The sequence below is a fragment of the Burkholderia sp. BC1 genome, from assembly GCF_052683555.1.
Genome location: NZ_JBQYLP010000012.1, coordinates 80,334 through 105,656, shown reverse-complemented (window position 1 = coordinate 105,656; position 25,323 = coordinate 80,334). Strand labels below are relative to the sequence as shown.

At 66.3% G+C, this 25,323-nt stretch carries 24 protein-coding genes; 12 read left to right on the top strand and 12 right to left on the bottom strand.

Going from position 1 to position 25,323, the window contains the following annotated elements:
• Positions 1–839 precede the first annotated feature (839 nt).
• Together ACSHSS_RS08630 and ACSHSS_RS08625 are read right to left on the bottom strand one after the other, a co-directional pair.
• On the bottom strand, positions 840–1,022 hold the full coding sequence (locus ACSHSS_RS08630) for a hypothetical protein (protein ID WP_006416321.1): 183 nt from the start codon (positions 1,020–1,022) through the stop codon (positions 840–842).
• A 125-nt stretch (positions 1,023–1,147) separates the two neighbouring features.
• Positions 1,148–2,272: an MBL fold metallo-hydrolase gene (locus ACSHSS_RS08625; RefSeq protein WP_006416286.1), complete on the bottom strand. Its 1,125-nt coding sequence runs from the start codon at positions 2,270–2,272 to the stop codon at positions 1,148–1,150.
• 81 nt (positions 2,273–2,353) lie between these two features.
• On the opposite strand from ACSHSS_RS08625, the gene ACSHSS_RS08620 reads away from it, so the two are divergent.
• A complete protein-coding gene (locus tag ACSHSS_RS08620) occupies positions 2,354–3,001 on the top strand; it encodes a TetR/AcrR family transcriptional regulator (protein WP_006416327.1) in 648 nt (215 codons plus the stop codon).
• Positions 3,002–3,118: 117 nt separating this feature from the next.
• The gene (locus ACSHSS_RS08615) at positions 3,119–3,610 is read left to right on the top strand and encodes an NAD(P)H-dependent oxidoreductase (RefSeq protein ID WP_043281827.1); all 492 of its coding nucleotides are present in this window, start codon (positions 3,119–3,121) and stop codon (positions 3,608–3,610) included.
• Between the two features lie 31 nt (positions 3,611–3,641).
• Here ACSHSS_RS08615 and ACSHSS_RS08610 read toward each other — a convergent pair whose 3' ends face one another.
• Positions 3,642–4,226 (bottom strand): DUF2889 domain-containing protein, encoded by a 585-nt coding sequence (locus ACSHSS_RS08610; RefSeq protein WP_006416290.1) that lies wholly within the window; start codon positions 4,224–4,226, stop codon positions 3,642–3,644.
• 687 nt (positions 4,227–4,913) lie between these two features.
• On the opposite strand from ACSHSS_RS08610, the gene ACSHSS_RS08605 reads away from it, so the two are divergent.
• Positions 4,914–5,570, top strand: a complete 657-nt coding sequence (locus ACSHSS_RS08605; RefSeq protein ID WP_043281826.1) for a ProQ/FinO family protein — start codon at positions 4,914–4,916, stop codon at positions 5,568–5,570.
• A 563-nt stretch (positions 5,571–6,133) separates the two neighbouring features.
• Here ACSHSS_RS08605 and ACSHSS_RS08600 read toward each other — a convergent pair.
• The 8 genes from ACSHSS_RS08600 to ACSHSS_RS08565 form a co-directional block, all read right to left on the bottom strand.
• A complete protein-coding gene (locus ACSHSS_RS08600; protein WP_006416322.1) occupies positions 6,134–6,499 on the bottom strand; it encodes a bleomycin resistance protein in 366 nt (121 codons plus the stop codon).
• A 44-nt stretch (positions 6,500–6,543) separates the two neighbouring features.
• Positions 6,544–7,152: a nitrogen fixation protein NifQ gene (locus tag ACSHSS_RS08595; RefSeq protein ID WP_006416297.1), complete on the bottom strand. Its 609-nt coding sequence runs from the start codon at positions 7,150–7,152 to the stop codon at positions 6,544–6,546.
• Entirely contained in the window at positions 7,149–7,574 is a 426-nt protein-coding gene (locus ACSHSS_RS08590) for a TOBE domain-containing protein (protein WP_006399338.1), read from the bottom strand. Before ACSHSS_RS08590 ends, ACSHSS_RS08595 begins: the two co-directional genes overlap by 4 nt.
• A 109-nt stretch (positions 7,575–7,683) precedes the next feature.
• Complete coding sequence (locus ACSHSS_RS08585; RefSeq protein WP_006416305.1) at positions 7,684–9,192, bottom strand: efflux transporter outer membrane subunit; 1,509 nt, start codon at positions 9,190–9,192, stop codon at positions 7,684–7,686.
• On the bottom strand, positions 9,189–10,154 hold the full coding sequence (locus tag ACSHSS_RS08580; protein WP_043281839.1) for an efflux RND transporter periplasmic adaptor subunit: 966 nt from the start codon (positions 10,152–10,154) through the stop codon (positions 9,189–9,191). The genes ACSHSS_RS08585 and ACSHSS_RS08580 overlap by 4 nt, the downstream gene beginning before the upstream one ends.
• 7 nt (positions 10,155–10,161) lie before the next feature.
• Positions 10,162–10,374 carry a DUF1656 domain-containing protein gene (locus tag ACSHSS_RS08575; protein WP_006399335.1) on the bottom strand — a complete coding sequence of 71 codons (213 nt, stop codon included), beginning with the start codon at positions 10,372–10,374 and terminating at the stop codon, positions 10,162–10,164.
• A gap of 34 nt (positions 10,375–10,408) precedes the next feature.
• A complete protein-coding gene (locus ACSHSS_RS08570) occupies positions 10,409–12,541 on the bottom strand; it encodes an FUSC family protein (RefSeq protein WP_006399334.1) in 2,133 nt (710 codons plus the stop codon).
• Positions 12,538–13,017, bottom strand: a complete 480-nt coding sequence (locus ACSHSS_RS08565; protein ID WP_006416315.1) for a MarR family winged helix-turn-helix transcriptional regulator — start codon at positions 13,015–13,017, stop codon at positions 12,538–12,540. The genes ACSHSS_RS08570 and ACSHSS_RS08565 overlap by 4 nt, the downstream gene beginning before the upstream one ends.
• Before the next feature lie 403 nt (positions 13,018–13,420).
• Between ACSHSS_RS08565 and ehuR the strand changes: the two genes are divergently transcribed.
• The 9 genes from ehuR to ACSHSS_RS08520 all read left to right on the top strand — a co-directional run bounded on the left by ehuR (position 13,421) and on the right by ACSHSS_RS08520 (position 23,205).
• Entirely contained in the window at positions 13,421–14,833 is a 1,413-nt protein-coding gene (gene ehuR / locus ACSHSS_RS08560) for a MocR-like ectoine utilization transcription factor EhuR (protein WP_035956927.1), read from the top strand.
• A 130-nt stretch (positions 14,834–14,963) separates the two neighbouring features.
• Entirely contained in the window at positions 14,964–15,935 is a 972-nt protein-coding gene (eutB, locus tag ACSHSS_RS08555; RefSeq protein ID WP_006416313.1) for a hydroxyectoine utilization dehydratase EutB, read from the top strand.
• 1 nt (position 15,936) lies between these two features.
• The gene (locus ACSHSS_RS08550) at positions 15,937–16,941 is read left to right on the top strand and encodes a cyclodeaminase (protein WP_006416307.1); all 1,005 of its coding nucleotides are present in this window, start codon (positions 15,937–15,939) and stop codon (positions 16,939–16,941) included.
• Between the two features lie 10 nt (positions 16,942–16,951).
• Positions 16,952–18,160, top strand: a complete 1,209-nt coding sequence (gene doeA, locus ACSHSS_RS08545) for an ectoine hydrolase DoeA (RefSeq protein ID WP_006399328.1) — start codon at positions 16,952–16,954, stop codon at positions 18,158–18,160.
• Between the two features lie 4 nt (positions 18,161–18,164).
• Complete coding sequence (doeB, locus tag ACSHSS_RS08540) at positions 18,165–19,205, top strand: N(2)-acetyl-L-2,4-diaminobutanoate deacetylase DoeB (RefSeq protein WP_006416312.1); 1,041 nt, start codon at positions 18,165–18,167, stop codon at positions 19,203–19,205.
• A gap of 12 nt (positions 19,206–19,217) precedes the next feature.
• On the top strand, positions 19,218–19,688 hold the full coding sequence (locus tag ACSHSS_RS08535) for an Lrp/AsnC family transcriptional regulator (RefSeq protein ID WP_006399326.1): 471 nt from the start codon (positions 19,218–19,220) through the stop codon (positions 19,686–19,688).
• A 123-nt stretch (positions 19,689–19,811) separates the two neighbouring features.
• Positions 19,812–21,290, top strand: coding sequence for an NAD-dependent succinate-semialdehyde dehydrogenase (locus ACSHSS_RS08530; RefSeq protein ID WP_006399325.1), 1,479 nt, complete (start codon positions 19,812–19,814; stop codon positions 21,288–21,290).
• Between the two features lie 19 nt (positions 21,291–21,309).
• Positions 21,310–22,704 carry an aspartate aminotransferase family protein gene (locus ACSHSS_RS08525; RefSeq protein ID WP_006416294.1) on the top strand — a complete coding sequence of 465 codons (1,395 nt, stop codon included), beginning with the start codon at positions 21,310–21,312 and terminating at the stop codon, positions 22,702–22,704.
• 228 nt (positions 22,705–22,932) lie between these two features.
• Positions 22,933–23,205, top strand: a complete 273-nt coding sequence (locus tag ACSHSS_RS08520) for a FitA-like ribbon-helix-helix domain-containing protein (RefSeq protein ID WP_043281825.1) — start codon at positions 22,933–22,935, stop codon at positions 23,203–23,205.
• A 704-nt stretch (positions 23,206–23,909) separates the two neighbouring features.
• Here the strand turns inward: ACSHSS_RS08520 and ACSHSS_RS08515 are convergent.
• Positions 23,910–25,292 (bottom strand): MFS transporter, encoded by a 1,383-nt coding sequence (locus tag ACSHSS_RS08515; protein WP_006399312.1) that lies wholly within the window; start codon positions 25,290–25,292, stop codon positions 23,910–23,912.
• Positions 25,293–25,323 lie beyond the last annotated feature (31 nt).

Below are 25,323 nucleotides of genomic sequence, written 5' to 3'. Positions count from 1 at the left end.
GTCGGTCGAATGGCTGGGTGGCTCGAATAAACACTCTGGGCAGAAAAACGCTGGGGTGGCGATTGCGGGGCACGCCGGGTCTGTGGGTATCTTTAAATTGCGCGGCGCGCGAACGCGGTGTTATGGAAGCGCGACGGTAGGGCGGGCGGTTGTCACGTGACAAACGGGATGCCGGGAGCTACGTACGTCACGGCGCCCGCGCGGGAGAGCGGGGCTGAGTTGGGCGCCTTTTCGATAGATTGGGCGCCCGTTGCGCTTGTCGCGGCCCCTGGTTCGCGGTTGTTACGTGACAACTACCCGGGCGACGCTCGGTGGCCTGCCGGGGTCCGCCGTCTTGAATCAACGGCCCTTTTGCCGCCCATCTCCTCGATGATCGTGTCAGTAGGTTCCTGATGCCTACGACGCTCCGTAACTGCAGAAGTGCGTAGGCGCGATCGCAGGAGACGAGTTGTCACGTGACAACGACGTGGGCCGTTGGATATCGCTTCGGGCGGCTCGAAAGAAGAGAAGGACGCTACGTTCGCCGCGGAAAGACCGCCGTTGGATTCGGGCCGGGCGGCATCGGGCTAAACTGCAAGCCAGCCGGGTTAGCAGCTGTCGCATCATGCCGTGATGTGTCCCTAATAAATGAGTGGCGGACACCCGCCTTGCATCGCAACGGTCTTGATTACGCCTCGGACGCTGACGATCTCGGTCAATGTGCTCGAGTGGGCCCAGCGTAGGGACGTGAAAACCGCCCTCCGTTGGCTTTGAGCGCGACCGTGAAACAATCGCGAAAAACTGACGCGCCGCCGGGATCCTTTTGTCACAAGGGTTTACGCTGGATTGCTCAAGCTGTTTCACGGAAAATACGCCGCGTCCGGGTGGGAAACGGGGGCGGATGGCGGCTGGCGCTTCGGAACATCATCCGCGAGTTTCTCACGGGAGGAAATGTATCGATCGATACGTGTTTCGTCGTAAGCGATACGAGTCGTCCGTCTGCGCGATTCATTGCCGAGCCTGATGCCGGAAACGGCGCTCATGCCGCGCGCCGATCCACACCGGTTGTCACGTGACAACGCGCGCAAACCGACGCACCGCGCGGTTTAAACGAGGGCCACCGGACGACCACATCACCTATATTCGCAGGGCGTTATCGCCCGTGAACTTACCTCTCAGCTTCCGCTGGGCACAACCGCCAGCGGCGAACCTTCCTTCCGGACGCGCTCTTCTCCTGAGGCACAGCCCGCCACCATTGCTCGCCGCGATGCGGTGCATCGAGATCGAGACGTTCGCCCATCCGCGGCGTCGACAGCGGAACACCTCGCGCGACGGCGACGGCCATGACTCTTTCGAACGGATCTTGCCAACGATGCATGGCAAGGTCGAACGTCCCGTTGTGTATCGGTACGAGCTGTCGTCCGCGCAGATCGATATGAGCCTGAACCGTCTCTTCCGGCTGCATATGCACGTACGGCCACTGAGCGTCGTATGCGCCAGTCTCGATCAATGTCACGTCGAACGGACCCAAGCGCTCGCCGATTGCCTTGAAGCCATCGAAGTAACCGGTGTCCCCGCTGAAGAACACACGAAGATCGCCGTCGACGATGACCCATGACGCCCAAAGCGTGCTGTCGCCATCGAACAGACTCCTGCCGGAGAAATGCTGCGCGGGCGTGGCCGTCAGCGATAGCCCATCGATCTCGACGCTTTGCCACCAATCGAGCTGCTGCACTTTCGTTGCATCGACACCCCATTCGACCAAGCGGTCGCCGACGCCCAGCGGCGTGACGAATACGCCCGTTGTTGAAGCGAGCGCAAGCACCGTTTCACGATCGAGGTGATCGTAGTGATCGTGCGACAGGATGACTCCACGCAGCGGGGGCAAATCCTCGAGCGCGATCGGCGTAGGGTGGAACCGCTTCGGACCGAGTGTGCGGAACGGCGATGCGCGCTCCGAAAAGACGGGATCGGTTAACCACCATTCGCCGCGCAACTTGATGAGCAGTGTCGAATGCCCGAGACGGTACAGGCTGCGGTCCGGCGCTTCGTCGAGTTCGGATACGGTCAACCGATCGACGGGCAGCGCCGCGGCGGGCATCGTGCCTTGTGGTTTATTGACGAGCATGTTCCATGCGATCCGGAGCATCTTCCCGAATCCGTCGGCTGACCGCGGCCTCACGTTGGCGAAGCGCTCGCCGTTATGCTGCGTTGAACGACGACCATACGCGCGACTGCGCTTCCCGGCCGTGAGGCCGAGCGCGCGCTGCACAAAGGTAAAAGGTGAGGCCATGTTCGATTCGTCCGAAAAAGTACACTCAGCAGTGTAGTTTCTTATTCGGAAAAGTAAACTGCGCGGTGTAAAATTTTTCGAATGAACACCACCTCGTCTCCACAGCGCCTTACCGACCGCAAACGTGCTGCGATTGTCGATGCGGCTATCGAGGAGTTTCTCGCCTCCGGTTACGACGCAACGAGCATGGATCGAATCGCCGCTCACGCCGGCGTATCCAAGCGCACGATCTACAATCATTTTCCGAGCAAGGACGCGCTGTTCGTCGCGATCCTGCAGAAACTGTGGGACGCGACGCGGGGCGACGGCACACCTGCATATCGCGACGATGTCCCGTTGCGCGAGCAACTCGTTGCACTGCTGAATCGCAAACTAAAGTTATTGAACGACGAGTCGTTCCTGGCGCTTGCGCGTGTCGCGATCGGCGCGGCGATGCATTCGCCGGACCGCGCACGCGACATGGTCGCGCGCCTCGGCGAGCGCGAAGAAGATGTCACCGTTTGGATCCGCGAAGCGTCCGCCGCTGGACGTTTGTCTTTATCCGACCCCATATTTGCCGCGCAACAGTTGCATGGCATCGTGAAGGCGTTTGCGTTCTGGCCGCAATTGACGATGGGCCAGCCGCCGCTCGACTCGCAGGATCGACGAAAGGTCGCCGAATCGGCGGCCGACATGTTTCTCGCGCGCTACGCGCGCGCCGACGGCAAGGATACCCCCGTGAAATCGTGAGATTGAGCGCACTTCCCGCCCGGCGCGATGAGCCCGGAATCGCTGAAGCCTCTTGCGCGTATCGACACCGACATGAACGTCACCAGTACAGACGCATCGAATCGTGAGGACAGGTCAATGAAAACGCTGCTGATCGTCTATCACACGATGACCGGCGGGACGCGTCAGATGGCCGAGGCGGCGGCCGCGGCTGCACGCGACGAATCGGGTGTCGTCGTCCGGCTGCAGCGCGCGGATGCGACTACGCCCGAGCACGTATTGAGCGCCGACGCGTACCTCTTCGCGACGCCCGAAAATCTTGCGGCGATGTCCGGTGTCATGAAGGATTTTTTCGATCGCTGTTATTACCCCGTGCTCGATCGCGTGAACGGCCGGCCGTATGCGGCGATGATCTGCGCGGGCAGCGATGGTCAGAACGCGCTACGCCAGATCGACCGGATCGCGACCGGCTGGCGACTCAACAGCGTGGCGCCGGGCCTGATCGTATGCACGCATGCGCAGACACCGGAGCGCATCCTTGCGCCGAAGACCATCGACGCCGACGATCTGGCGCGCTGCGCGGAACTCGGCGCCGCGCTCGCGGCAGGACTGGCGCTCGGCATCTTTTGATTCGTGATGCCGTCGCCGGACGCGCGCTCGACTAATCTCCCGTCTTCGCCGCTTCCGGTCGATGATGTTCTGGCCAGAGACGCTTCACGAGATCGCGCGAAGCGCCGTAGGCATAGCAACTGTCGATTTTCACCGGCTTGCCGTTGCTGTCGTACTCGTTCAGCGACGACGGGCGAAATCCGACCATCGTCTGATATGCGGCCGTCGCGAGCGGCGTAAGAATCTCCTTCAAATGCGTGCAGGTGTCGCACGATGGCAGGCGCTTGCGGACCTCGCTGTTCCACCCGGCACCGATGCGCAGGCCGACCAGCGCCTGCAGCGAATCGCCGCCGCCGGGACATTGCGCGTACGGATGCGATTTGATGAAGGTGGAAACCGCGCGAACGACCATGTCGACATCGAAGACGAGCGTGACACCCAGATCGTGAATCGGCGCATGTGCGGCGATCATCCGCGCATCGCCGGGCGGCGTAAAGTCGACAGGCTTTCGGTCCGTCAGACACGCCGTCACTTCGAACAAGCCGTCGCTGCGTCGACAACCGCGCATGTCGATCTGCCGATGATGAATTTCCTCGCGCGTGACGTCTTGCTGCGCGGTGTCGTGTGGGGAAACCATGGATCTACTCCGTTGCGCAACCGGGTTTGCATAGCAATGTGTATGCGGCCGGGCACGCGATAACGTGGACGCACAACAGCCGGACGCTGCACGACATACTACGCACTTTCGTGCTTTTCGGCAGCGGTGCGACTCGGGACGAAAAGGATGCGTACGCAACCAAATAGACGGAGGCATCGACGCGCGTTTCGCGCCGGCCGTTCATCGCACGGTCGATGCGGCGGCATATAAGTGACAACAATGCGCGCGTTCTCGCACAACGCGATCCCGGACACCGCGTGGCACCATGCCTCAGTCCGCGATCCGGGAATCGTTCCTTCCCGTCGCGCAGCATGCCGGGACACCGGAAATCATCGTGCCCCATTGCTTCTGGCATTCCGTCCGTTTTCGTCACCCAGCACCGCCGCTTTCCCGCACTCGCCGACCCGTCGGTCGCCGTCCGGGTACACGCAGTCCGGCCGATCCGGACCAGCGAGTCAGCCGTCACCCGCGCGTACCGGTATACTTCCACTCCTGCCTTGTCCGGCATCTTGGCCGGTGCCTGAAACAGTGGCGTGCGCGATGCGGTTTCGTCGCGATCCGCGTCGGCGGCAGATGCTGCAGTCGATGCGGCGAAGCGCGTGGTCCGACGTCGATACGCGCGATGGCCGCGCGAATCACGCCTTACACTCCTGGTGGATTGAATTTATGGGTTTTGAACAACTTGCCGAATTGCGGGCGCAGCTCGCAGCGAAGGCCAAGCAGGAACGGAACGCGAAGCGGCCGGCAACGCGTCCGGACACCGGCGCGAAGCCGTCCGGCGATCGTCCGCCTCGCGGGGCCAAATCGGGTGCCGGCACCAAAGCAGCGACGAGCGCGAAGGCCGCGCCGGCAAAGCCGTCGGCGCCGGTCGATCCCGTGATCGTCGCGATCGGAAAACTGCAACGGCGTTTTCCGCGCGCGTTCCCGAAGAATCCGGCACCTAAAGTGCCGCTGAAGGTCGGTATCTGGGAAGACCTCGCGCGCGAAGCACAGACGCTCGGTCTGAGCGAAGCGGAGCTGCGCGATGCGATGTCGACGTGGTGTCGCGGCAACCGTTACTGGTCGTGCCTCGTCGAAGATGCGGTCCGCGTCGATCTGCAGGGCAACGAAGCAGGGCGCGTGACGCGCGACGATGCGGCGCGCGCGCGACACCTGAAGTCGCGGCGTCCAGGCAAGGGTGCTGCGAAGCCGGCGAAGGGCACGCAGCAGCCGAAGGCCGACGCGCAGACGGACGCCGCCGTGCAGCAGCCGGCCGCCGCGGACACGCAACCGTCGGTCGAACCGGCGCCGCAAGTCGAACAGCAAGCGGCTGATAATGAGTAATGCGCGATACGTCGCCGCGTTCATCGCGCGGCGACCTCTTCGGCGGAACGTATGTAGCCGATCTGTCGTGTCGTTCTGAGTTGCGCCGCGGTAAACACCGAGGTGGTAAAAATGTCAGCGCGCGAGCAGCGGCGTGGACGCTTGCAAGGTTCATCGACGCGTAGCATTCCGCGTTCCCGAGCGAAGTCGGCACACGATTCACGCGAAGTGCAGCTCACAAAATTCGTCATCCTGATCGAGCAACGACACATGCCCGTCGACGTGAAGGAACGGAGTTGATCCCGTTGCGCTGCCGATGCTCCGTGTTCGAGACCACATCCTGCGCCGACTTCGCCATCGTCCATGGTCCCTTTCGACGCGAGGCTCGCGCGAATTGATGCGGTACCTTCGCCCGTCTCTCGATGAGCAACGCGACTCGTGATAAACAAGACACGCACGCTTATCAGCTGGACGCAATCTTCACCGACCGACGCACCGGGCAAAACCACCGTAACCGACAGCATCCGCGCACTGCACACGGCAACGGCACACCGTTCGCCCCACAAGCCCCCAACGGCCTACATTCACCCGCCGTTCTGAACCAGCCGAATCAACGTTCCATCCAGATCAACCAGCGCACCGACCTTACCACCCCACGCCTCGCGCTTCGGCCGATGCGCGCGAGGCCATCCGGTCGTCGTCTCCGGTATGCCGGCCGCGATGACTTCATCGAAGAACGCGTCGACATCGTCGAGGCGAAAACAGCAACTGAACCAGCTTTCAGCCGGATCGAGATCGGGATGCCGAAAGAACTCGAGTAACAGATCGCGTCGCCGCAGAATCATCCACTCGTCATCACGCCAGGTTTCGACAAACCCGAACTTGGCGTAGAAGCGCGACGTCGCGTCGAAATCGCGCGAGGGCAGATTGGGGCTGGCAATATCCGTCATGGCGAGATGCTCCGAGTAGCGGCACAGCGAACCGAGGCGACCGACTATCGCTGCGGAGGAAAGCAAACAGGAAAGTCCTCGCAGCCGGGACAACCAGGCGCGGGCTCCGGCGGCAAGCCGAGCGATGCAGCGGCTTCCTGCGCGAGGAATTTCTTCCAGCGCAGCTGGCCGACGTTGCGCGCTGCGACCGCCGGAAAATAGCGATCGAGCATCGCCGCGACCGCGTCGCGGCCGTCGAGCCCGAGGTCGCGCCACAGATGATCGCCGCGCAGACACGCATGCGCGACGATCGAAGCGACGCAGTCGGCGTCGTCGACGGCCACTGCACCGCCGATATCGCGCATCAGCAGTGCATGCAAGGTCGCGACGAACGTGACATGTGCGGGCGACAAGGAGCGAAGGATAAAAGGCGCTGCCAATGCCGCAGCGACGTCGCAGGACAACGCCGGAAAATGCCGCGCGAGCAGCCGCGTCAATTGCGCGTGCGACAGACCGAGCAGCGCGAGCTCGTTGCGGCTCGCGCGCGCCGCAACGAGCATGGCGAACAGTCTCGCGTCCGGATTGCGCGGATCGACCGCGCCCGACAGCAGCGACCGCAACGTCTCGGCGCCCGCCGCACACGCGCTCGCGTCAACCGGCTTCGAATCCTTCACTCGATGCCGACGATCACGCTCGATGCCTTGAACATCGCCGTCGCGGCGCTGCCGCTCGCGAGTCCGAGGCGTTCGACGCTATCGTTCGTGACGATCGCGATGATCTCGGTGCCGCCGGCCGTCCTGATCGCGACTTCCGAATTCACGGCGCCCTTCGCGACCGACGCGACGGTGCCCGCGATGCAGTTGCGTGCCGAGACCTTGCCGGCATCGACATCGACCATCACGATGACCGACGACGCCTTCACGAGCGCAAACGCTTTCGTGCCGGTCGACAGGCCGAGCGAGGCGGCGCTGCCGTGCGTGATGACCGCGACGATCTCGAGACCGTCCTGAGTACGCAGCGTGATTTCGTCGTTGACGGCGCCCGTCTTGACGGCGCTGATCTGACCGGTGAATTGATTACGGGCACTGGTTCGCATGGCGAGTCTCCGGGGACGGGCCGCATCGCGCGCGGCAAATGGACAACGAAAGTGCGGTCGAGTTTACCGCCGATGCGACCGGCGTGCGGCATTCGCCTGCACGACACGCCTATCGCCCGTTATTCGCGGCGCCGTCCGCCGCCGCCGGCCGAGCCGACGACGTCTCCTGCTGCGACGCAGCGGGCGTCGCATCGCCCTCCCATCCGCCGCCGAGCGCGAGAAACAATCTCACCTGATCGGCCGCGACCTGTCCTTCGGCGGCCGCAACTTGCGCGTGCACGCTGGTCAGCGTGCGCGTCGCGTCGAGATCAGCGATGAACGACTCGCGTCCGGCGCGATAGAGCCGATGCGTTTCATCCGCCGAGCTGCGCGCCGACTCGTACGCGGTACGCAGTTCGTCGGCACGCTGTACGTCGGCCGCATACGCGGCGAGGCTCGACTGCGTTTCGCGCAGCGCATTCAGTACGACGCCGTCGAAATGCGCGAGCGCACCGCCGGTCGCGGCTTCGGCTTCGCGCACACGCGCGCGCTGTCCGTTGACCGGAAAGGTCCAGCTGATCAGCGGGCCGAACGACCAGCGATTCGTCGTCGACGAGAAGAGATCGGCGGCGACGCCGACCGACCCCGCCGACGCGCCGATGCTGATCGACGGATACAGCGCGGCGGTCGCGACGCCGATGCGCGCGGTTGCAGCCGCAAGTTGACGTTCGGCCTCGCGCACGTCGGGACGGCGGCGCAGCAGTGCGGCGCCGTCGCCGATCGGAATCGGCCGGCGCAGCTTCGGCAGCCGCGCGCATTCGGTGACGGCCTTCGGCAAGTCGGCCGGCGCGCGCGCGAGTAGCGCAGCGAGCTGGTACTGCGCGATCTTGCGGCGGCTTTCGAAGCGCGGGATGTCGGCGGCGAGCGTGCGGACCTGCGTGACGCCGCGCGTCACCTCGGTCTGATTGCCGCGCCCGACGTCACGCAGCCGCTGCGAGAGCGCGACACGCTGCCGTTGCAGCGCGACCGATTGCTTCGCGATCTCGAGTTCCTCACCGGCCGAACACGCTTCGACGTAAGCGCGCACGACGTCGGCGACGACCGTGATGCGCGCGAGATCGGCGGCGGCCTGCACGGCCTCGCTGTCTGCGCGCGCCGCTTCGACGCCGCGCCGCAGCTTGCCGAACAGATCGATCTCGTACGACACGTTGATGCCGAGCGACCCTTCGTTGACGACCGGCAACTTGTTCTCGAGCAGATACTGCTCGGCCGATTCCTGCGCGCGTTGCACCGCTGCTTCGGTGCGACCCGAGAAGCCGCCCTGCTGGTTCGCGACCTCGAGCGCCGCGCGTGATCGCGCGAGATTGGCCGCCGCGACGCGCAGGTCGGTATTCGACGTCAGCGCGCTGCGCACGAGGTCGTTGAGCGCCGGATCGTCGTACAGCTGCCACCAGTTGCCGGGCACCGCGTCGTGCGAAACGAGCGTCCCGTTCGCATCGTCGAGCGCGTGATTGGCAAGCGGTGCGTTCACGTACGCCTGCTGCGGCAGCGTGTAGTCGGGGCCGACCGACTTGCATGCGCCGAGCGCGAGCGCGAGCGGTGCGAGCGTCGCCGCGACGCGAAGACCGGGCCGCTTCATTGCGACGCTCCCGCCGCACTGGCGGCCGTGCCGGACGCGGTAGGTGCGACCGGCGCGACCGGCGCGACCGCCTGCGCGCGATCGCGACGCTGCGTATCGGGCGCACGCACGGCGACGGTCGCGGTGCGCCCGGCGATCATGCGGAAATCGTCCGGCACTTCGTCGAGCGCGACACGCACCGGTACGCGCTGCGCGAGCCGCACCCAGCTGAAGGCGGGATTCACGTTCGGCAGCAGGTTCGACCCTTGCGTGCGGTCGCGATCCTCGATCGCCGCGACGATGCTCTGCACGTGACCGCGCAGCGAGTGCGGTTCGCCCATCACGAAGATGTCGACGGGCTGACCGATATGGATGCCGCGCAGCTTGGTTTCCTCGAAATAGCCGTCGACGCGGAACGAGTTGCGATCGACGACCGACAGCACGGCACGGCCGGCCGGCACGTATTCGCCGACGCGCGGTGCGCGATCGTTCAGATAGCCGTCGACGGGGCTCACGACGGTCGTGCGCTGCAGGTTCAGCTTCGCGGTGTCGAGCGACACCTGCGCATCCTGCACGGCCGCTTCGCCTTGCTCGACGCGCGTGCGGCTCTCCTCCACCTGCTCGCTCGCGACGAGATTGCCGAGCTGCAGGTTGCGCGCATATTCGCGCTTCGCTTGCGCGAGCGTCGCGCGGCGCTGGGCGAGCGTCGCTTCGGCGAGCCGTTCCGCGAGCGCGTAGCGCGCGCGGTCGATCACGAACAACACCTGTCCACGCGTGACGGCCTGGTTGTCGGCGACTTCGACGGACGTGATCAGCCCCGACACGTCAGGCGCGACCTGGATCACGTCGGCGCGCACGTGCCCGTCGCGCGTCCATGGCGAGAACATGTAGTAGTCGATCACGCGCCATAGCACGAGCGCGGCGACGACGACGACGATCAGGGTGAGCAGGACCTGTCCTGCCGAGAGCCAGGGTTTTTTCACGTTCACGTTAGGTAGCCACGAAATGGTGGGACACGATCACGACGGCGGCGAATACGAACACGTAGATGCCGAGATCGAAGATCGAACGGTGCCAGACGAGGCGGTAGAAGCCGATGCGATCGAGCACGGTGCGCACGGCGACGTTGATCAGGTAGGCGATCAGCATCAGCACGAGCGGAGCGGGCACGAACACGCCGAGAATGTCGATTTCGCCGATCATGGTCGCGGTCGGAAAGTCGGGTAGGGAAGCGGCATCATGCCTGCGCTCCGTCGGGCGTTTGCGGCGCGCGCGTGGACGCGGCCGGATACAGCGACAGACGCAGGCCGACGAGCGCATGCAGCGCGTCGCGCAGCCGGCGATGCATGACCGGGATCGCGTGACCGGCCGGCGGCGCATCGCCGGGCGCGGGTGCCGCGCCGGGCAGATTGCGGCCGACCACGCGCCGCAGCGCATCGTCGATCGATTCGAGCAGCGCGGGCGGCACTGGCTGACGCGCGTTCGCCGCGGCGCAGCGCGCGTAGTGGTCGGTTACGCCGGCGAGCACGCGATCGATCGCGTCGGACAGATCGCCGGACAATTTGCGCCGCAGCCGGCGCAGATCGAGCGCGTTCAGCGCGATGCGCAGATCGCGGAAGCTCTCGATCGACGGATGACGGTGGTCGTCGGACGCACCGAGACGCGGCAGCAGTTGCGTCACGCGATCGAGCATGCGCGACGCATGGTTGCGCTGGTCCTCGAGCGGTTGCGTCGAGGCCGAGCGTGCGACGTCCTCCCAGCCCGAGCGCAGCAGCCGCCGCACCGCGAGCTCGGCGCCGAACGGCCGCGTCGCGCGTGTCCACACGTACGCAAACAGCAGTCCCGCGACGCCCGCGAGGTTGCTGTTCAGAAACACGAAGAAGTCGGCATCGTAGGCGCCCTGGATGCTGACGAACGTCGCCGTGTTGACCGCGACGAGCATCGTGACCATGTTGAACTGCGGTCGCGGCAGCAGCGTGCCGATCAGGATGAACGGGCCCGCGAACATCAGCACGAGCATCGGGAAATCGTGCACGTGCGGCAGCACGACGAAGAGGTACAGCCCCGCGAACACGACGCTCGCGGCCGTCGCGAGGAAGAACCGGAACACCATCGGCGCCGGTTCGTCGAGCGCCGCGAAGAAGCTGCACGCGACGGCCACGAGCGTGACGGCGCCGGCACCGTCGTGCCAGCCCGATTCGATCCACAGCCAGCATGCGAACACGATTGCGCCGACGACGGTCAGCGTCGAGAACAGCATCATGCCGCGATCGAAGAAGCGCTCGGTGCCGCCGAGCCGCCAGTGCCGGTAGCGCGGCTGCCACACGCCCGATTCGTTCGCGATCAGCGCGCGCAGCGAACGGCAGTCCTGCCAGATGTCGATCACCTGGCGCAGCCGCCATAGCGCGTTCGACAGCAGCGCGCCGTCCCAGCTCGCGAGTGCCTCATCGGTCGGCTGCAGCGCCGCGATGCCGGCACGCAGGCGGTCCGCGACCGGATCGTCGGCCATGTCGCCGTCGGTGCCGGGCTTGATCGTGGGCAGCGGTGCGTCGAACCATGCCGCGGCGTCGGCGAGCAAGGCATCGAGTGCGGGCGGCCGCACGTGCAGGTCGCGCATCAGCGCGATGAGCGGATCGGCAAGCGATGACATCAGCGGCAGGAACAGCTGCATTCGCCCCGCGAGCGCCTGCGCGCGCGACAGCACGCGCGGATGCGCATGGTCGTAGCTGAGCTGGCTCAGCAGGAATTCGAGGCCCGTGATCGTGGTCGCGAGCCGCTGCCGGCAGGCGCTCAATGCCTTGCCGGCGATACGGCCGGACAGCGTTTCACGCCCGTAGAACGCGGCATCCCTGAACCATGCGTCGGTGCGCTCGATCAGCGTCGGCGCGAGCCGGTTCGGAAACACCGTGCTGCCGACGACGCTCGCGCAGACGATCCCGAGCACGATCTCTTCGGTGCGCGCGATCGCGACGTCGAACACGCTGGCCGGGTTCGTCACGGTCGGCAGCGCGACGAGCGGCATCGTGTAGCCGGCAAGCATGAACACGTAGCTGCGCGCGGTGCGGTCGGAGATCGCGAGGTAGAGCAGCGTGCCGCACCACGTCGCGACGATGACGCTGAACAGGAGCGGCGTCTCGACGAACGGCGGCACGAAGAAGATCGCCGCGGCCGCGCCGAGTGCGGTGCCGAGCGCGCGATACAGCGCCTTCGAGCGCGTCGCGCCGACGAACGGGTTCGACACGATGTAGACGCTCGCCATCGCCCAGTATGGACGCGGCAGCTGAAAGTACAGGCCGAGATACAGCGCCAGCATCGATGCGGCGAACGTCTTGCCCGAGAACAGCCAGTCGCGAAGGCTCGGGTAGGTCATGACGCGGAACCGGCCGAGTGCGGCGCGCGCGGCGCCGTTGCATGCGCGTCGGCGCCATTGAATGCGGTCAGCACGCGCAGCGTCGCTTCGAGGTCGCTGCGCGAGACCCCCTTGAGCACCTGCGCGCGCAGCACGCGCAGATCTTCCTCCATCTTCTCGGTGACGGCGCGGCCCTCGGCCGTCAGCGAGATCGTTTTCGCGCGGCGATCGTGCGGGTCTTCGTCGCGGCGCGCGAGGCCGGCCGCGCACAGCTGATCCAGCAGACGCACGAGCGACGGGCCTTCGATGCCGACGTACTCGGCGAGCGTGCCCTGACGCACGCCTTCGCCGAGGCGACCGGCGATCAGCAGCGGCGTCGCGCACGCTTCGGACACGTTGTACGCGGTGAGCATGCTGTCGCTCGCGCGGCGCCACTTGCGCGCGCTGAGCACCAGCAGGCTGCTGACGGCGAGGCGGAGATCGTGCAGATTCGTCATGGGCGAGATGATAGGGCAAAACCATTCGATAGCAAACTATCGTTCGGTGTCACCCGGCTGTCACGTCGTCGTGCGGTTCGGCCGCCCGCAACGACGAATCTAGGCCGCGCGCGACGCACGGTCAAGCGGCGCGATGGCGAGCGTGTGCCTTCGTCCGGTCCGGCGCGCTCCCTATTGAATGGTCTGACGTCAACCGTTCCGCGACACGGCGCTCGGGCACGGCGCGGGCACCGCGCGTGCGCAGGCGGACTGTCATCTTTTCGTAAGACATGCGTAGCAGGCACGCGAAGTGCACGCCGCGGTATACCCGCAGCGTCCTGCTTTCGCACGCGATTGCACTAGGACAATATTTTTCGGGTGTCTTTCTGAGCGACCATGCGGAAGCCACGACGGAGACATCGAGATGGGACGGACCGAGGTATCGACACGCTGGCACGACGCGATCGGCGCCGTGCATGGCATCGAGTCGAAATACAAGCGGCTCGTGAAGGCGATCGCCGCCGACATCGAGAGCGGCGCGCTCGCGCCCGGCGCACGGCTCGCGCCGCAGCGCGACGTCGCGGCCAGTCTCGGTGTCAGCGTGCAGACCGTGACCAACGCGTACAAGGAGCTCGAAAGGCAGGGCCTGATCCGCTGCGAGGTCGGGCGCGGCAGCTTCGTCGCCGCGCGCGTGACCGAGTCGATGTCGAACTACATGCTCGATACGGCCGAACGCGAGCTCGTCGATTTCTCGATCGCGCGCATCGTGCATACGCCGGAGCACGACGCGGCATGGCGGGCCGTCTGCGCGGAGCTGGCCGGCACCGAGGATCAGCCGTGGATCCGCTCGTTCCGGCCGATCGCCGGCCTCGACGCGCATCGCGAAGCCGGCGCCGCATGGCTCGCGTCGCTGAACATGCCCGTGCATCCGGAATCGCTGCTGATCACGAACGGTGCCGCGCATGGCATCTTTCTGGCGCTTGCATCGATCGTCGGCCCCGGCGACACCGTGCTCTGCGAAAGCCTGACCGATCATGGCGTGATCGGCTCGGCGAACGTGCTCGGGTTTACGCTGAAGGGACTCGAGATGGACGAGCACGGAATCCGCCCCGAACACTTCGAGGAAATGTGCGACGGCGAGCGGATCAGCGCGCTCGTTTGCACGCCGACGCTCAACAATCCGACCGTCTCGATGATGTCCGATTCGCGACGCCGGTCGATCGCGCGGATTGCGGCGCGCTACGGCGTGTACGTGATCGAGGACGACGTGTACGGCCCGCTTCCCGCCAAAACCGCCACGCCGATCGCGAGCATGATTCCCGAGCTCGGCTTCTACTGCACGAGCATGACGAAATCGGTGCTGACGGGCTTGCGCACCGGCTACCTGGCCATGCCGCGGCGGCTCGCGCTGCGCGTGGAAAGCGTGCTGCGCGTGAGCAGCTGGATGGCGACGTCGCCGATCGCCGAGATCGCGACGCGCTGGATCGCGGACGGCACCGCGCGCCGGCTCGTCGAGCTGCAGCGGCAGCGGCTCGCGGTGCGGCAGGAGATGGTGAAGGCCGCGCTTGGCCCATATCTGCTCGGCACGCATCCGAACGCGCTGTCGGCGTGGCTGCGCGTGCCCGACTACTGGCAGGCCGATCGCCTCGTGCGCGAATTGCGCACGCGCAAGATCGCGGTCACGTCGCCCGATCCGTTTCTCGTCGGCGGTACCGAGCGGCCGAACGCAGTGCGCGTGTGCATCGGCGCGGAAACCACCGACGCCGCGTGCAATGCGGCGCTCGAGACGATGGCCGGCGTGTTCGAGCAATATCCGCACGTGCACGATTTCCACTGACTTTCCGCTGCAGCGATGCGGCGCCGCACACGAGCGCCGCACACGAGCTCCGCACAATGTACCAGGACATTCGAAAGCGCAATTTGGAACATTAGACTGGATCGCACCACATCAATGAGGCGTGCGTTCCATGTCCTTCCTGTCGCTGTCCGACGTCTACCGCGCGCGCCAACGCATCGCCGGGCGCACGTGCGTCACGCCGCTCGTCGCGTCCGCTGCGCTGTCCGCGCGCGCCGGCGTCCCCGTCCACCTGAAGCTCGAAACGCTGCAGCCGACGGGCAGCTTCAAGATCCGCGGCGCGACGAACGTGCTCGCGGAACTCGCGGCGCAGCGCGTGACGCGCGTCGTGACCGCATCGACCGGCAACCACGGGCGCGCGGTCGCTCATGCGGCGCGCGCGCTCGGCCTTGAAGCGGCCGTCTGCATGTCGTCGCTCGTGCCGGCGAACAAGGTCGATGCGGTGGCCGCGCTCGGCGCGCGCGTCGTGATCGTCGGCGACAGCCAGGACGACGCGCAGGCGGAGGCGCGACGCCTCGCACGCGACGAAGGCTATGCGTACGTGCCGCCGTTCGACGATCCGCGCATCATCGCGGGCCAGGCGACGATCGGCGTCGAGATTCTCGAAGCGCTGCCCGATGCGGCCACGCTGATCGTCCCGCTGTCCGGCGGCGGGCTGTTCAGCGGCGTCGCATTTGCCGCGAAAGCGATCCGGCCGTCGATTGCGGTGATCGGCGTGTCGATGGCGCGCGGCGCAGCCATGCATGCGAGCCTCGCCGCCGGTCGTCCCGTCGACGTCGAAGAACAGCCGACGCTCGCCGATTCGCTCGGCGGCGGCATCGGTCTCGACAACCGCTACACGTTCGACCTCACGCGCGCGCTCGCCGACGACGTCGTGCTGCTCGACGAGCGCTCGATCGCACGCGGCATCGCGCACGCGTATCGCGAAGAGCGGCTCGTCGTCGAAGGCGCGGGCGCGGTCGGCATCGCCGCGCTGCTCGACGAAGCCGTTCCGCGCAGCCGGCGCGACGGGCCCATCGTCGTCGTCGTGAGCGGCGCGAACATCGACATGGCCGCGCATCGCCGGCTGATTGCGGAGAACTGACATGGCGCATCCCATCACGCTGCTCGGCCAGGCGCAACTGCGCACGCTGGTGCCGCTCGATCGCGACGCGATCGATCAGGTCGAAGCCGCGTTCGTGTCGCTCGCGACGGAGCCCGTCGTGATGCCGCCGATCCTCAATCTCGCGCTGCCGGCACGTCACGGCGAAGTGGATGTGAAGACCGCCTACCTGCCGCGCTTCGACAGCTTCGCGATCAAGATCAGCCCCGGCTTCTTCGACAACCCGTCGCTCGGCCTGCCGAGCCTGAACGGGCTGATGCTCGTGCTGTCCGCGCGTACCGGTCTGACCGAGGCCGTGCTGCTCGACAACGGTTATCTGACCGCCGTGCGCACCGCCGCCGCGGGCGCGGTCGCCGCGCGTCATCTCGCCCGCGCCGATGCGCGGCGCGTGGCCGTGATCGGCACCGGCGAACAGGCGCGGTTGCAGCTCGACGCATTGCGGCTCGTGCGCGACGTCGCGCATGTGACGGTCTGGGCGCGCGATGCCGCACGCGCGGCGCAATTCGCTGCCGACGTGCGCAGCGCGCATGGCATCGAGGCGAGCGTCGCGCGATCGGTGCATGCGGCGCTCGCCGATGCCGACATCGCGGTCACCACGACGCCGAGCCGCGAGCCGCTCGTGCATGCCGAGGATCTGCATCCCGGGCTGCACGTGACGGCGATGGGCTCCGATGCCGAATACAAGACCGAACTCGCGCCGTCGGTATTCGCGGCCGCACGCTACGTCTGCGACCGCTTGCAGCAGACGCGTGCGGTCGGCGAGCTGCGGCATGCGATCGAGGCCGGCGCCGTCGCAGCCGACGCGGTCTTTCCCGAACTCGGCGAAGTGATTGCCGGCCGTTGTGCCGGCCGCACGCATCGCGACGAGATCACGATCTGCGACCTGACGGGAACCGGCGCGCAGGACACCGCCATTGCCGTTCTCGCGCTGCAGCGCGCCCGCGCCGCGGGAGCCGGAACGATTTTTCACAACGACCTCACGACCTGAGAGGAGACAGATGTCTGCAGTCATCGAAACCTACGAAGCCGCGCCGCGTCTTGCGTTCGCGCGCAGCGAATACGCTGCGCGCATCGCGAAGACGCGCGCGGCGATGGAGCGGGCCGGCATCGACCTGCTGATCGTCACGGACCCGACCAACATGGGCTGGCTGACCGGCTATGACGGCTGGTCGTTCTACGTACACCAGTGCGTGCTGCTGCCGATGGACGGCGAACCCGTCTGGTTCGGCCGCGGCCAGGACGCGAACGGCGCGAAGCGCACCGTGTTCATGGCGCACGACGACATCGTCGGCTATCCCGATCATTACGTGCAGTCGCCGGATCGCCACCCGATGGACTATCTGTCGACGGAAGTGATTGCGGCGCGCGGCTGGGGCGCATTGCGCATCGGCGTCGAGCTCGACAACTACTACTTCAGCGCGGCCGCGTACGCGTCGCTACAGAAGCACCTGCCCGCGGCGCGCTGGGTCGACGCGACGGCGCTCGTGAACTGGCAGCGCGCCGTGAAGTCGCCGCGCGAGATCGAATACATGCGCGTGGCCGCGCGCATCGTCGAACGGATGCATGCGCATATCGTCGAGACGATCGAGCCCGGCATGAAGAAGAGCGATCTCGTCGCGCAGATCTACGCGACCGGCATCGGCGGCGCGGACGGCTTCGGCGGCGACTATCCGGCGATCGTGCCGCTGCTGCCGACCGGCGCCGACGCAGCCGCGCCGCATCTGACCTGGGACGACACGACGTTCGAGCGCGGCGCCGGCACGTTCTTCGAGATCGCCGGCTGCTACCGCCGCTATCACTGTCCGCTGTCGCGCACGGTCTATCTCGGCAAGCCGCCGGCGCACTTCATCGAGGCCGAGCGCGCGGTGGTCGAAGGGATCGAGGCCGGGCTCGCGGCCGCGAAGCCGGGCAACGTCTGCGAGGACATCGCCAACGCGTTCTTCGCGGTGCTGCGCCGCGCGGGCATCGAGAAGGACAGCCGCTGCGGCTATCCGATCGGCGCGAGCTATCCGCCCGACTGGGGCGAGCGCACGATGAGCCTGCGACCGGGCGACCGCACGGTGCTCGAACCGGGCATGACGTTCCACTTCATGCCGGGTCTCTGGCTCGACGACTGGGGGCTCGAGATCACCGAAAGCATCCTGATCACCGAAACCGGTGTCGAGACGTTCTGCAACACGCCGCGCAAGCTGTTCGTGAAGGAGTAGATCGATGCGTGCTTCACCGATTGTGCCGACCGTCGACTTCGACGCGGACGGCGAACAGCACGGCTTCCTCAAGCTGCCGTACTCGCGCGACGACTCCGCGTGGGGCGCGGTGATGATTCCGGTGACCGTCGTGAAGCGCGGCGACGGACCGACCGTGCTGCTGACGGGCGGCAATCACGGCGACGAGTACGAAGGACCGGTCGCGCTCGCCAAGCTCGCCGGTTCGCTGAAGGCGTCCGACGTGACGGGCCGCGTGATCATCGTGCCGTTCATGAACTATCCGGCGTTTCGTGCCGGGCGCCGTACGTCGCCGATCGATGCGGGGAACCTGAACCGCAGCTTTCCGGGGCGGCCCGACGGCACCGTGACCGAGAAGATCGCCGATTACTTCCAGCGGCACCTGTTGCCGCTCGCGACGCACGTGCTCGATATCCACGCGGGCGGGCGCACGCTCGACTTCGTGCCGTTCGCGGCGATTCACGTGCTCGACGATCGCGATCAGGAAGCGCGCTGCGAGCGTGCGATGCGCGCGTTCGGCGCGCCGTATTCGATGCGCATGCTCGAACTCGACAGCGTCGGGCTGTACGACACGGCGGCCGAAGCGGCCGGCAAGGTGTTCGTGTCCACCGAACTCGGCGGCGGCGGCACGTCGACCGCGGCAAGCGTCGCGATCGCCGAGCGCGGCGTGCGCGGGTTTCTCGCGCATGCCGGCGTGCTCGCGACGCATCCGAACGAAAACGACGGCGTCGCGCGCACGGCGCCGCGTACGACGACGCTGCTCGACATGCCCGACGGCGCATGCTTCACGACCAGCGAGCATCGCGGGCTGCTCGAGATGTGTTGCGACCTCGGCAGCGAAGTGGAGGCTGGCGACGTGCTCGCGCGCGTGCACGACATCGACCGCACCGGCGTCGCACCGGTCGAATACGTCGCTCGGCGGCGCGGGCTGCTGGCCGCGCGGCATTTCCCGGGCCTCGTGCAGGCCGGCGACACGATCGCGGTGGTCGCCGACATCGTCGAGCGCAACATTCCGGTCGCCGCATAGGATGCGCACGCCGTGATCAAGCTCGACCGATACGATCTCGCGATCCTGCGCATTCTCGAACGCGACGGGCGCATCACGAAGTCGAAGCTCGCGGAAGCCGTGAACCTGTCGATCTCGCCCGCGTGGGAGCGCGTGCGCAAGCTCGAGGAAAGCGGCGTGATTCGCGGCTATCGGGCCGACGTCGACTGGGTCGGCGCGTTCTCGGGCAGCCGCATCGTCGTCGAGGTGACGCTGTCGCGTCATACCGCGCCCGACATGCGGCGTTTCGAGGAACGCGTGAGCGCGGCGCCCGAGGTCGCGCAGTGCTACGCGACGGGCGGCGGCGTCGACTACGTGCTGCATGTGGTCGCGCGCGACATCGATCACTACCAGCGCTTCATCGATGCGCTGCTGATGGAAGACCTCGGCATCGAGCGCTACTTCACGTACATCGTGACGAAGGTCGTGAAGTGCGAATCCGGCGGCGCGCCGGACTGGCAATGAAAACTTCGCGCCGGCGCGCGGCAATACCGAAAAAACCGCAAGCGCCGGCCGCATAAACCGAAATTTCCGGCGCCGGCGGCACGACAGAATGAAGCTCGTGCCCAACCAACGAGGAGACGCAGCATGCTGCCCGGACACCCCGTTCTGTTCAAGTCGATGTGCTATGTCGACGGTCGCTGGATTCACAGCGACAGTGCCGCGACGGTCGCCGTCGTGAATCCGGCCGATCAGGCCGTCATCGGCCACGTGCCGATGCTCGAGCGTGCGCAGATCGTCGCGGCGATCGATGCCGCGCAGCGTGCATACGAAACGTGGCGCTGGACGCCGCAGGCCGTGCGCAGTGCGGCGCTGCTGCGCTGGCACGCATTGATCCTGCGCCACCTCGACGACCTCGCCGCACTGCTCTCGCTCGAGCAGGGCAAGCCGCTCGCCGAGGCGCGCGGCGAGATCCGCTACGCGGCAAGCTTCGTCGAATGGTTTGCGAACGAGGCGAAGCGCGTCGCAGGCCGCACGATACCGACGCATATCGACGGCGCGCAGCTCGGCACCGTGATGGAGCCGGTCGGCGTCGCCGCGCTGATCACGCCGTGGAACTTCCCGGCCGCGATGATCACGCGCAAGGCTGCAGCGGCGATCGCGGTCGGCTGTACGACGGTCGTGAAGCCCGCGCACGAGACGCCGTTCTCTGCGCTTGCGCTGGCGCAGCTTGCCGACGAAGCCGGCTTCCCGGCCGGCGTGTTCAACGTCGTGCTCGGCGAGCCGCAGATGGCGATGGAAACGCTGGTCGGCGATGCGCGCGTGCGATCGGTGAGTTTTACCGGCTCGACGCGTGTCGGCCGTCTCGTGACCGAAACGGCCGCACGTGCGGGCATCCGCAAGGTTGCGCTCGAACTCGGCGGCAACGCGCCGTTCATCGTGACCGAGGACGCCGATCTCGACCAGGCGGTGCGAATCGCGGTCGCTGCGAAGTTTCAGACGTCGGGGCAGGACTGCTGCGCGGCGAACCGGATCTTCGTCGCGCGCCCGCTCTACGACGCATTCGTCACACGCTATGCGGACGCCGTGCGCGAACTGAAGACCGGCCCGGCGTTCGAGCCGGACGTCGATGTCGGGCCGCTCATGCATCAGGCGGCATTCGATGCCACGGTCGCGCGTGTCGACGACGCGCGTGCACGCGGCGCGCGCATCGTGGCCGGCGGCCGCCCGCATGCGCTCGGCGGCTGGTTCTACGAACCGACGGTGATCGCGGACGCCGCGCCCGGCATGCGCGTCTACGACGAGGAAAACTTCGCGCCGATCTCGGCCGTATGCGCATTCGACACGCTCGACGAAGTCGTCGCGAAGGCGAACGACACCGAGTACGGGCTCGCCGCGTACGTGTGCGCGACGCGCATCGACACGATCTTTCAGCTCGTGCGCCGGCTCGATTTCGCGATGGTGTCCGTCAACGGCGTGAAATTCACCGGTGCGCCGATTCCGTTCGGCGGCATGAAGGCGTCGGGCCTCGGCCGCGAAGGCGGCATCGAAGGCTTCGAACCGTTCACCGAAACCAAGTACTTCTGCCTCGGCAACCTCGGCCTGCCCGTCGCGGCGGCGGCCTGATCATTCAAAGGAGTTCATCATGACGCAATCCATCGACGCGCTGCTGCGCGAGGACCGTGCCCACTTCATGCATCCGTCGACGCACGCGTACGACCACGAAACCGGCGCGCTGCCCGGCAAGATCGTGCGCGGCGGCCAGGGTATCCGCATCGAGGACCATCAGGGCAAGCGCTATATCGACGCGTTCGCCGGCCTGTACTGCGTGAACATCGGCTACGGCCGCGGGGAAGTGGCCGACGCGATGTACGAGCAGGCGAAGCAGCTCGCGTACTACCACACGTATGTCGGGCACTCGTCCGACGCGATCATCGAACTGTCGTCGCGCATCATCGACTGGGCGCCGGCCGGCATGAAGAAGGTCTATTACGGGATGTCCGGTTCCGATGCGAACGAGACGCAGGTCAAGATCGTCTGGTACTACAACAACGTGCTCGGCCGTCCGAACAAGAAGAAGATCATCTCGCGCGAACGCGGCTATCACGGTTCGGGCATCGTGACGGGCAGCCTCACCGGCCTGCCGAGCTTCCATCAGCATTTCGATCTGCCGATCGACCGCGTGCAGCACACCGTTTGTCCGCACTGGTACCGGAAGGCGCCGGTCGGGATGAGCGAAACGCAGTTCGTCGCGTACTGCGTGGACGAGCTCGAGAAGCTGATCGCGCGCGAGGGCGCCGACACGATCGCCGCGTTCATCGCGGAACCGGTGATGGGTACGGGCGGCATCATCGAACCGCCGACCGGCTACTGGCCGGCGATTCAAGCGGTGCTGCGCAAGCACGACATTCTGTTGATCTCGGACGAGGTCGTCTGCGGGTTCGGGCGCCTCGGCTCGAAGATGGGCGCGCAGCACTTCGGCATCGAGCCGGATCTGATCACCGTGGCGAAGGGGCTGACGAGTGCCTATGCGCCGCTGTCGGGCGTGATCGTCGGCGAGAAGGTGTGGGACGTGATCGCGCGCGGCTCGCAGGAGCACGGGCCGATGGGGCACGGCTGGACGTATTCGGGGCATCCGGTCTGTGCGGCCGCCGCGCTCGCGAACCTTGCGATTCTCGAACGCGAAAACCTCGTCGGCAATGCGGCCGAAGTCGGCGCGTATTTCGGTGCGAAGCTGCGCGACGCGTTCGGTGCGCATCCGCTCGTCGGCGAAGTGCGCAGTGTCGGGATGCTCGCGGCGCTCGAGTTCATGGCCGACAAGGACGCGCGTACGCCGTTCGATCCCGCGCTGAAGATCGGCGCGCAGGTGTCGGCGGCCGCGTTGCAGCGCGGTGTGATCGCGCGCGCGATGCCGCACGGCGACATTCTCGGTTTCGCGCCGCCGCTCGTGATGACGCGTGCCGAGGCCGACGAGATCGTCGCGATCGTGCGGGAAGCCGTCGACGAGGTCGCGGAGCGGAATCTCGCCGTGGCCGGGTAAGCGCGCGATTCCGCCGTTTGCGTTCTCGCTGCGGCAGTGCATAACGGGCGCCGTCGTACGAAAGTACGGCGGCGTTTTTTTATCTTCAGAAGTGCGGTGATTTACGTCAATTGAACGCGTCTGAAGTGCGTAGGGTGTTAGCGGTTGCCGCCGGGCAATCTCGCAGCTCGCGACGGTCTGATAGCACGTGCATTTTTCGCCCGGCAGCTCTCATTGACAGCGTGCAACATGCGCAGTGAATCATGGGCAAGTCTTCGGGTTCGAAATGTGGATGAAGCGCTCGTCCAACGCGTGCGCGAGCGAGCGGCGGCGCACGGCCGCAGCGTGGAGGCCGAATATCGCGCGATTCTGGCGAAGGCGCTGCGGACACCAAAGCGCAAGACTTTCGCTGAAGCACTGATGAGCATTCCGAATGTGGGTGAGCACGCCGATTTCGCGCGCGTTGAAGACTGCGAGGCGGCTAATGGTTCCGGTTGTCAGCAACGCATCGGCGAGATTTGAAAGCGCGATCGGAGCGACACGGGCGCCATGGCTTTTCGGCAAAGCACTGCGGGACGAGCTCTGCCTATGCTTCGCGATTGTTACGGCGGGGCAACGGCGACGCGGAGTGGAGATCAACCGCCACCGAGGCGGCAAGCCGCAAGCAGCACGTGTTGAAAGCTCGCCTGATGGCGTGCTCCGCGAGTTCGGGCGAAGCATTTTCCCGGTGAACGGAGAAGTCGGCCAACCTTGAGGACGTCTGTGTATCGCGCGCACGGAGGACACGCTCGCATGGGCTGACCGCGGCGCTGTCTTCATGACCCGACAGCGGTAACGAAAACGCTAGCGACTTCGTCTGCATGGCGTCCGCGTGAAGAGCTCCGTGAGGGATTCACGCAAAGAAAGAACGGGCGCATTGGCGCCCGGTAGTGGCCGGACCGCATTTCCAGGGCTTACATGCCTGACGATACGAACGAGGCCGAAGAACGACTCAAGATTCTTCATGAGAAAAGGCGGATGCTTCTCGAGAGCGACATTCAATCGGCGGCTCCGGCCCGCAGATGGCGTTCTTTGTTCGAATTCAGCTGACGCCGCATTCGCAATTGACGCGGCCTCACGCACGACACCCTCCACATCAATGCCGCCCGCGATGCCCCAGAAACGACGAACCCGGCCGCAGCCGGGTTCGGTTCGTCTTCACCGACGCGCACTCGCGTCGCCGTACCTCAACGTGCCTGCCCCGGCACCGTATCGCCGCGCAACGAACATCCGCGCGTCTCGATCACGGCGATCAACGCCACCAGGCCGACCGCGCACGCGGCCATCATGTAATAGGCGGGAACCAGCGCATTGCCGGTTCGCGCGATCAGCCAGTCGTTGACGATCGGCGCGGTGCCACCGAACAGCGACGTCGACACGTTGTAGGCGATCGCCATGCCCGCATAGCGGACGTGCGTCGGGAACATCGCCGGAAACATCGCGGAAATCGTCGCGAGTTGCGGCACGTAGAGCACGCCGAGCACCGCGAAGCCGATGAACGCGCCGAGCACGCCATGCGTCATCAGCGTAAACATCGGCACGGCGGCGACGAACAGCCCGACGAGCGAGATCCACCACATCGTCTTGCGGCCGACGCGATCCGACAGCCAGCCCGCGAACGGCAGCAGCACCATCATCGCGAGCATCCCGATCAGCGGGATCAGCAGCGACATGTTCTCGCTGACGCCAAGCTCCTTGTGCATGTACGTCGGCATATAGGCGAGCAGCACGTAGTTGACGACGTTCAGCGCGACGACGAGCCCGCCGAGCAGCAGCAGCGGCCTCGCATAGCGCACCAGCAGCCGGCCGATCGGCATCGCGGCCGGCGCGGCCTGTTCGCGGCGGTGCGCCTGCTCCTCGAGCTCGCGAAACACCGGCGTTTCTTCCAGACGCGAGCGCAAATAGAAGCCGACGAGACCGAGCGGCGCCGCGACGAGGAACGGCAGGCGCCAGCCCCACGCATGCATCGCCGTGTCGCCGAGCAGCAGCGCGAAGCCGAGCATCAGCAGCGCGCCGAGCGAGAAGCCGGCCAGCGTCGCGAATTCGAGAAAGCTGCCGCACAGCCCGCGCCGCGAGTCGGGCGCGTATTCGGCGATGAACGTCGCTGCGCCGCCGTATTCGCCGCCGGTCGAAAAACCCTGCACCATGCGCAGCAGGATCAGCGCGGCCGGGGCGAGCCAACCGGCCGTCGCGTAGGTCGGCAGCAGGCCGACGAGCAGCGTCGCACCCGACATCGTGAGCACGGTCAGCGCAAGCACGCGCTTGCGGCCGAGCCGGTCGCCGAGCGGGCCCCAGAACAGGCCGCCGAGCGGGCGGATCAGGAACGAAATCGCAAACGTGCCGAGCGCGAACAGCGTCGCACTGGCCGTGTTGCCGGGAAACAGTGCAGCGGAAATATACGCGAGTCCGTACGCGTATATCCCGTAATCGAACCATTCGGTCGCGTTACCGAGCGCGGCGGCCGCGATCGCGACGCGCGGCAGGCTGTGCGGCTCGTCGCCGCGATGGGAAACCGTATCGTCCGGGACGGACGGCGCGGAGACGGAAGTCCACGATGGCACGTATCGCATAAGGGATCCTCGTTGGCAGCATGCGCCCGGG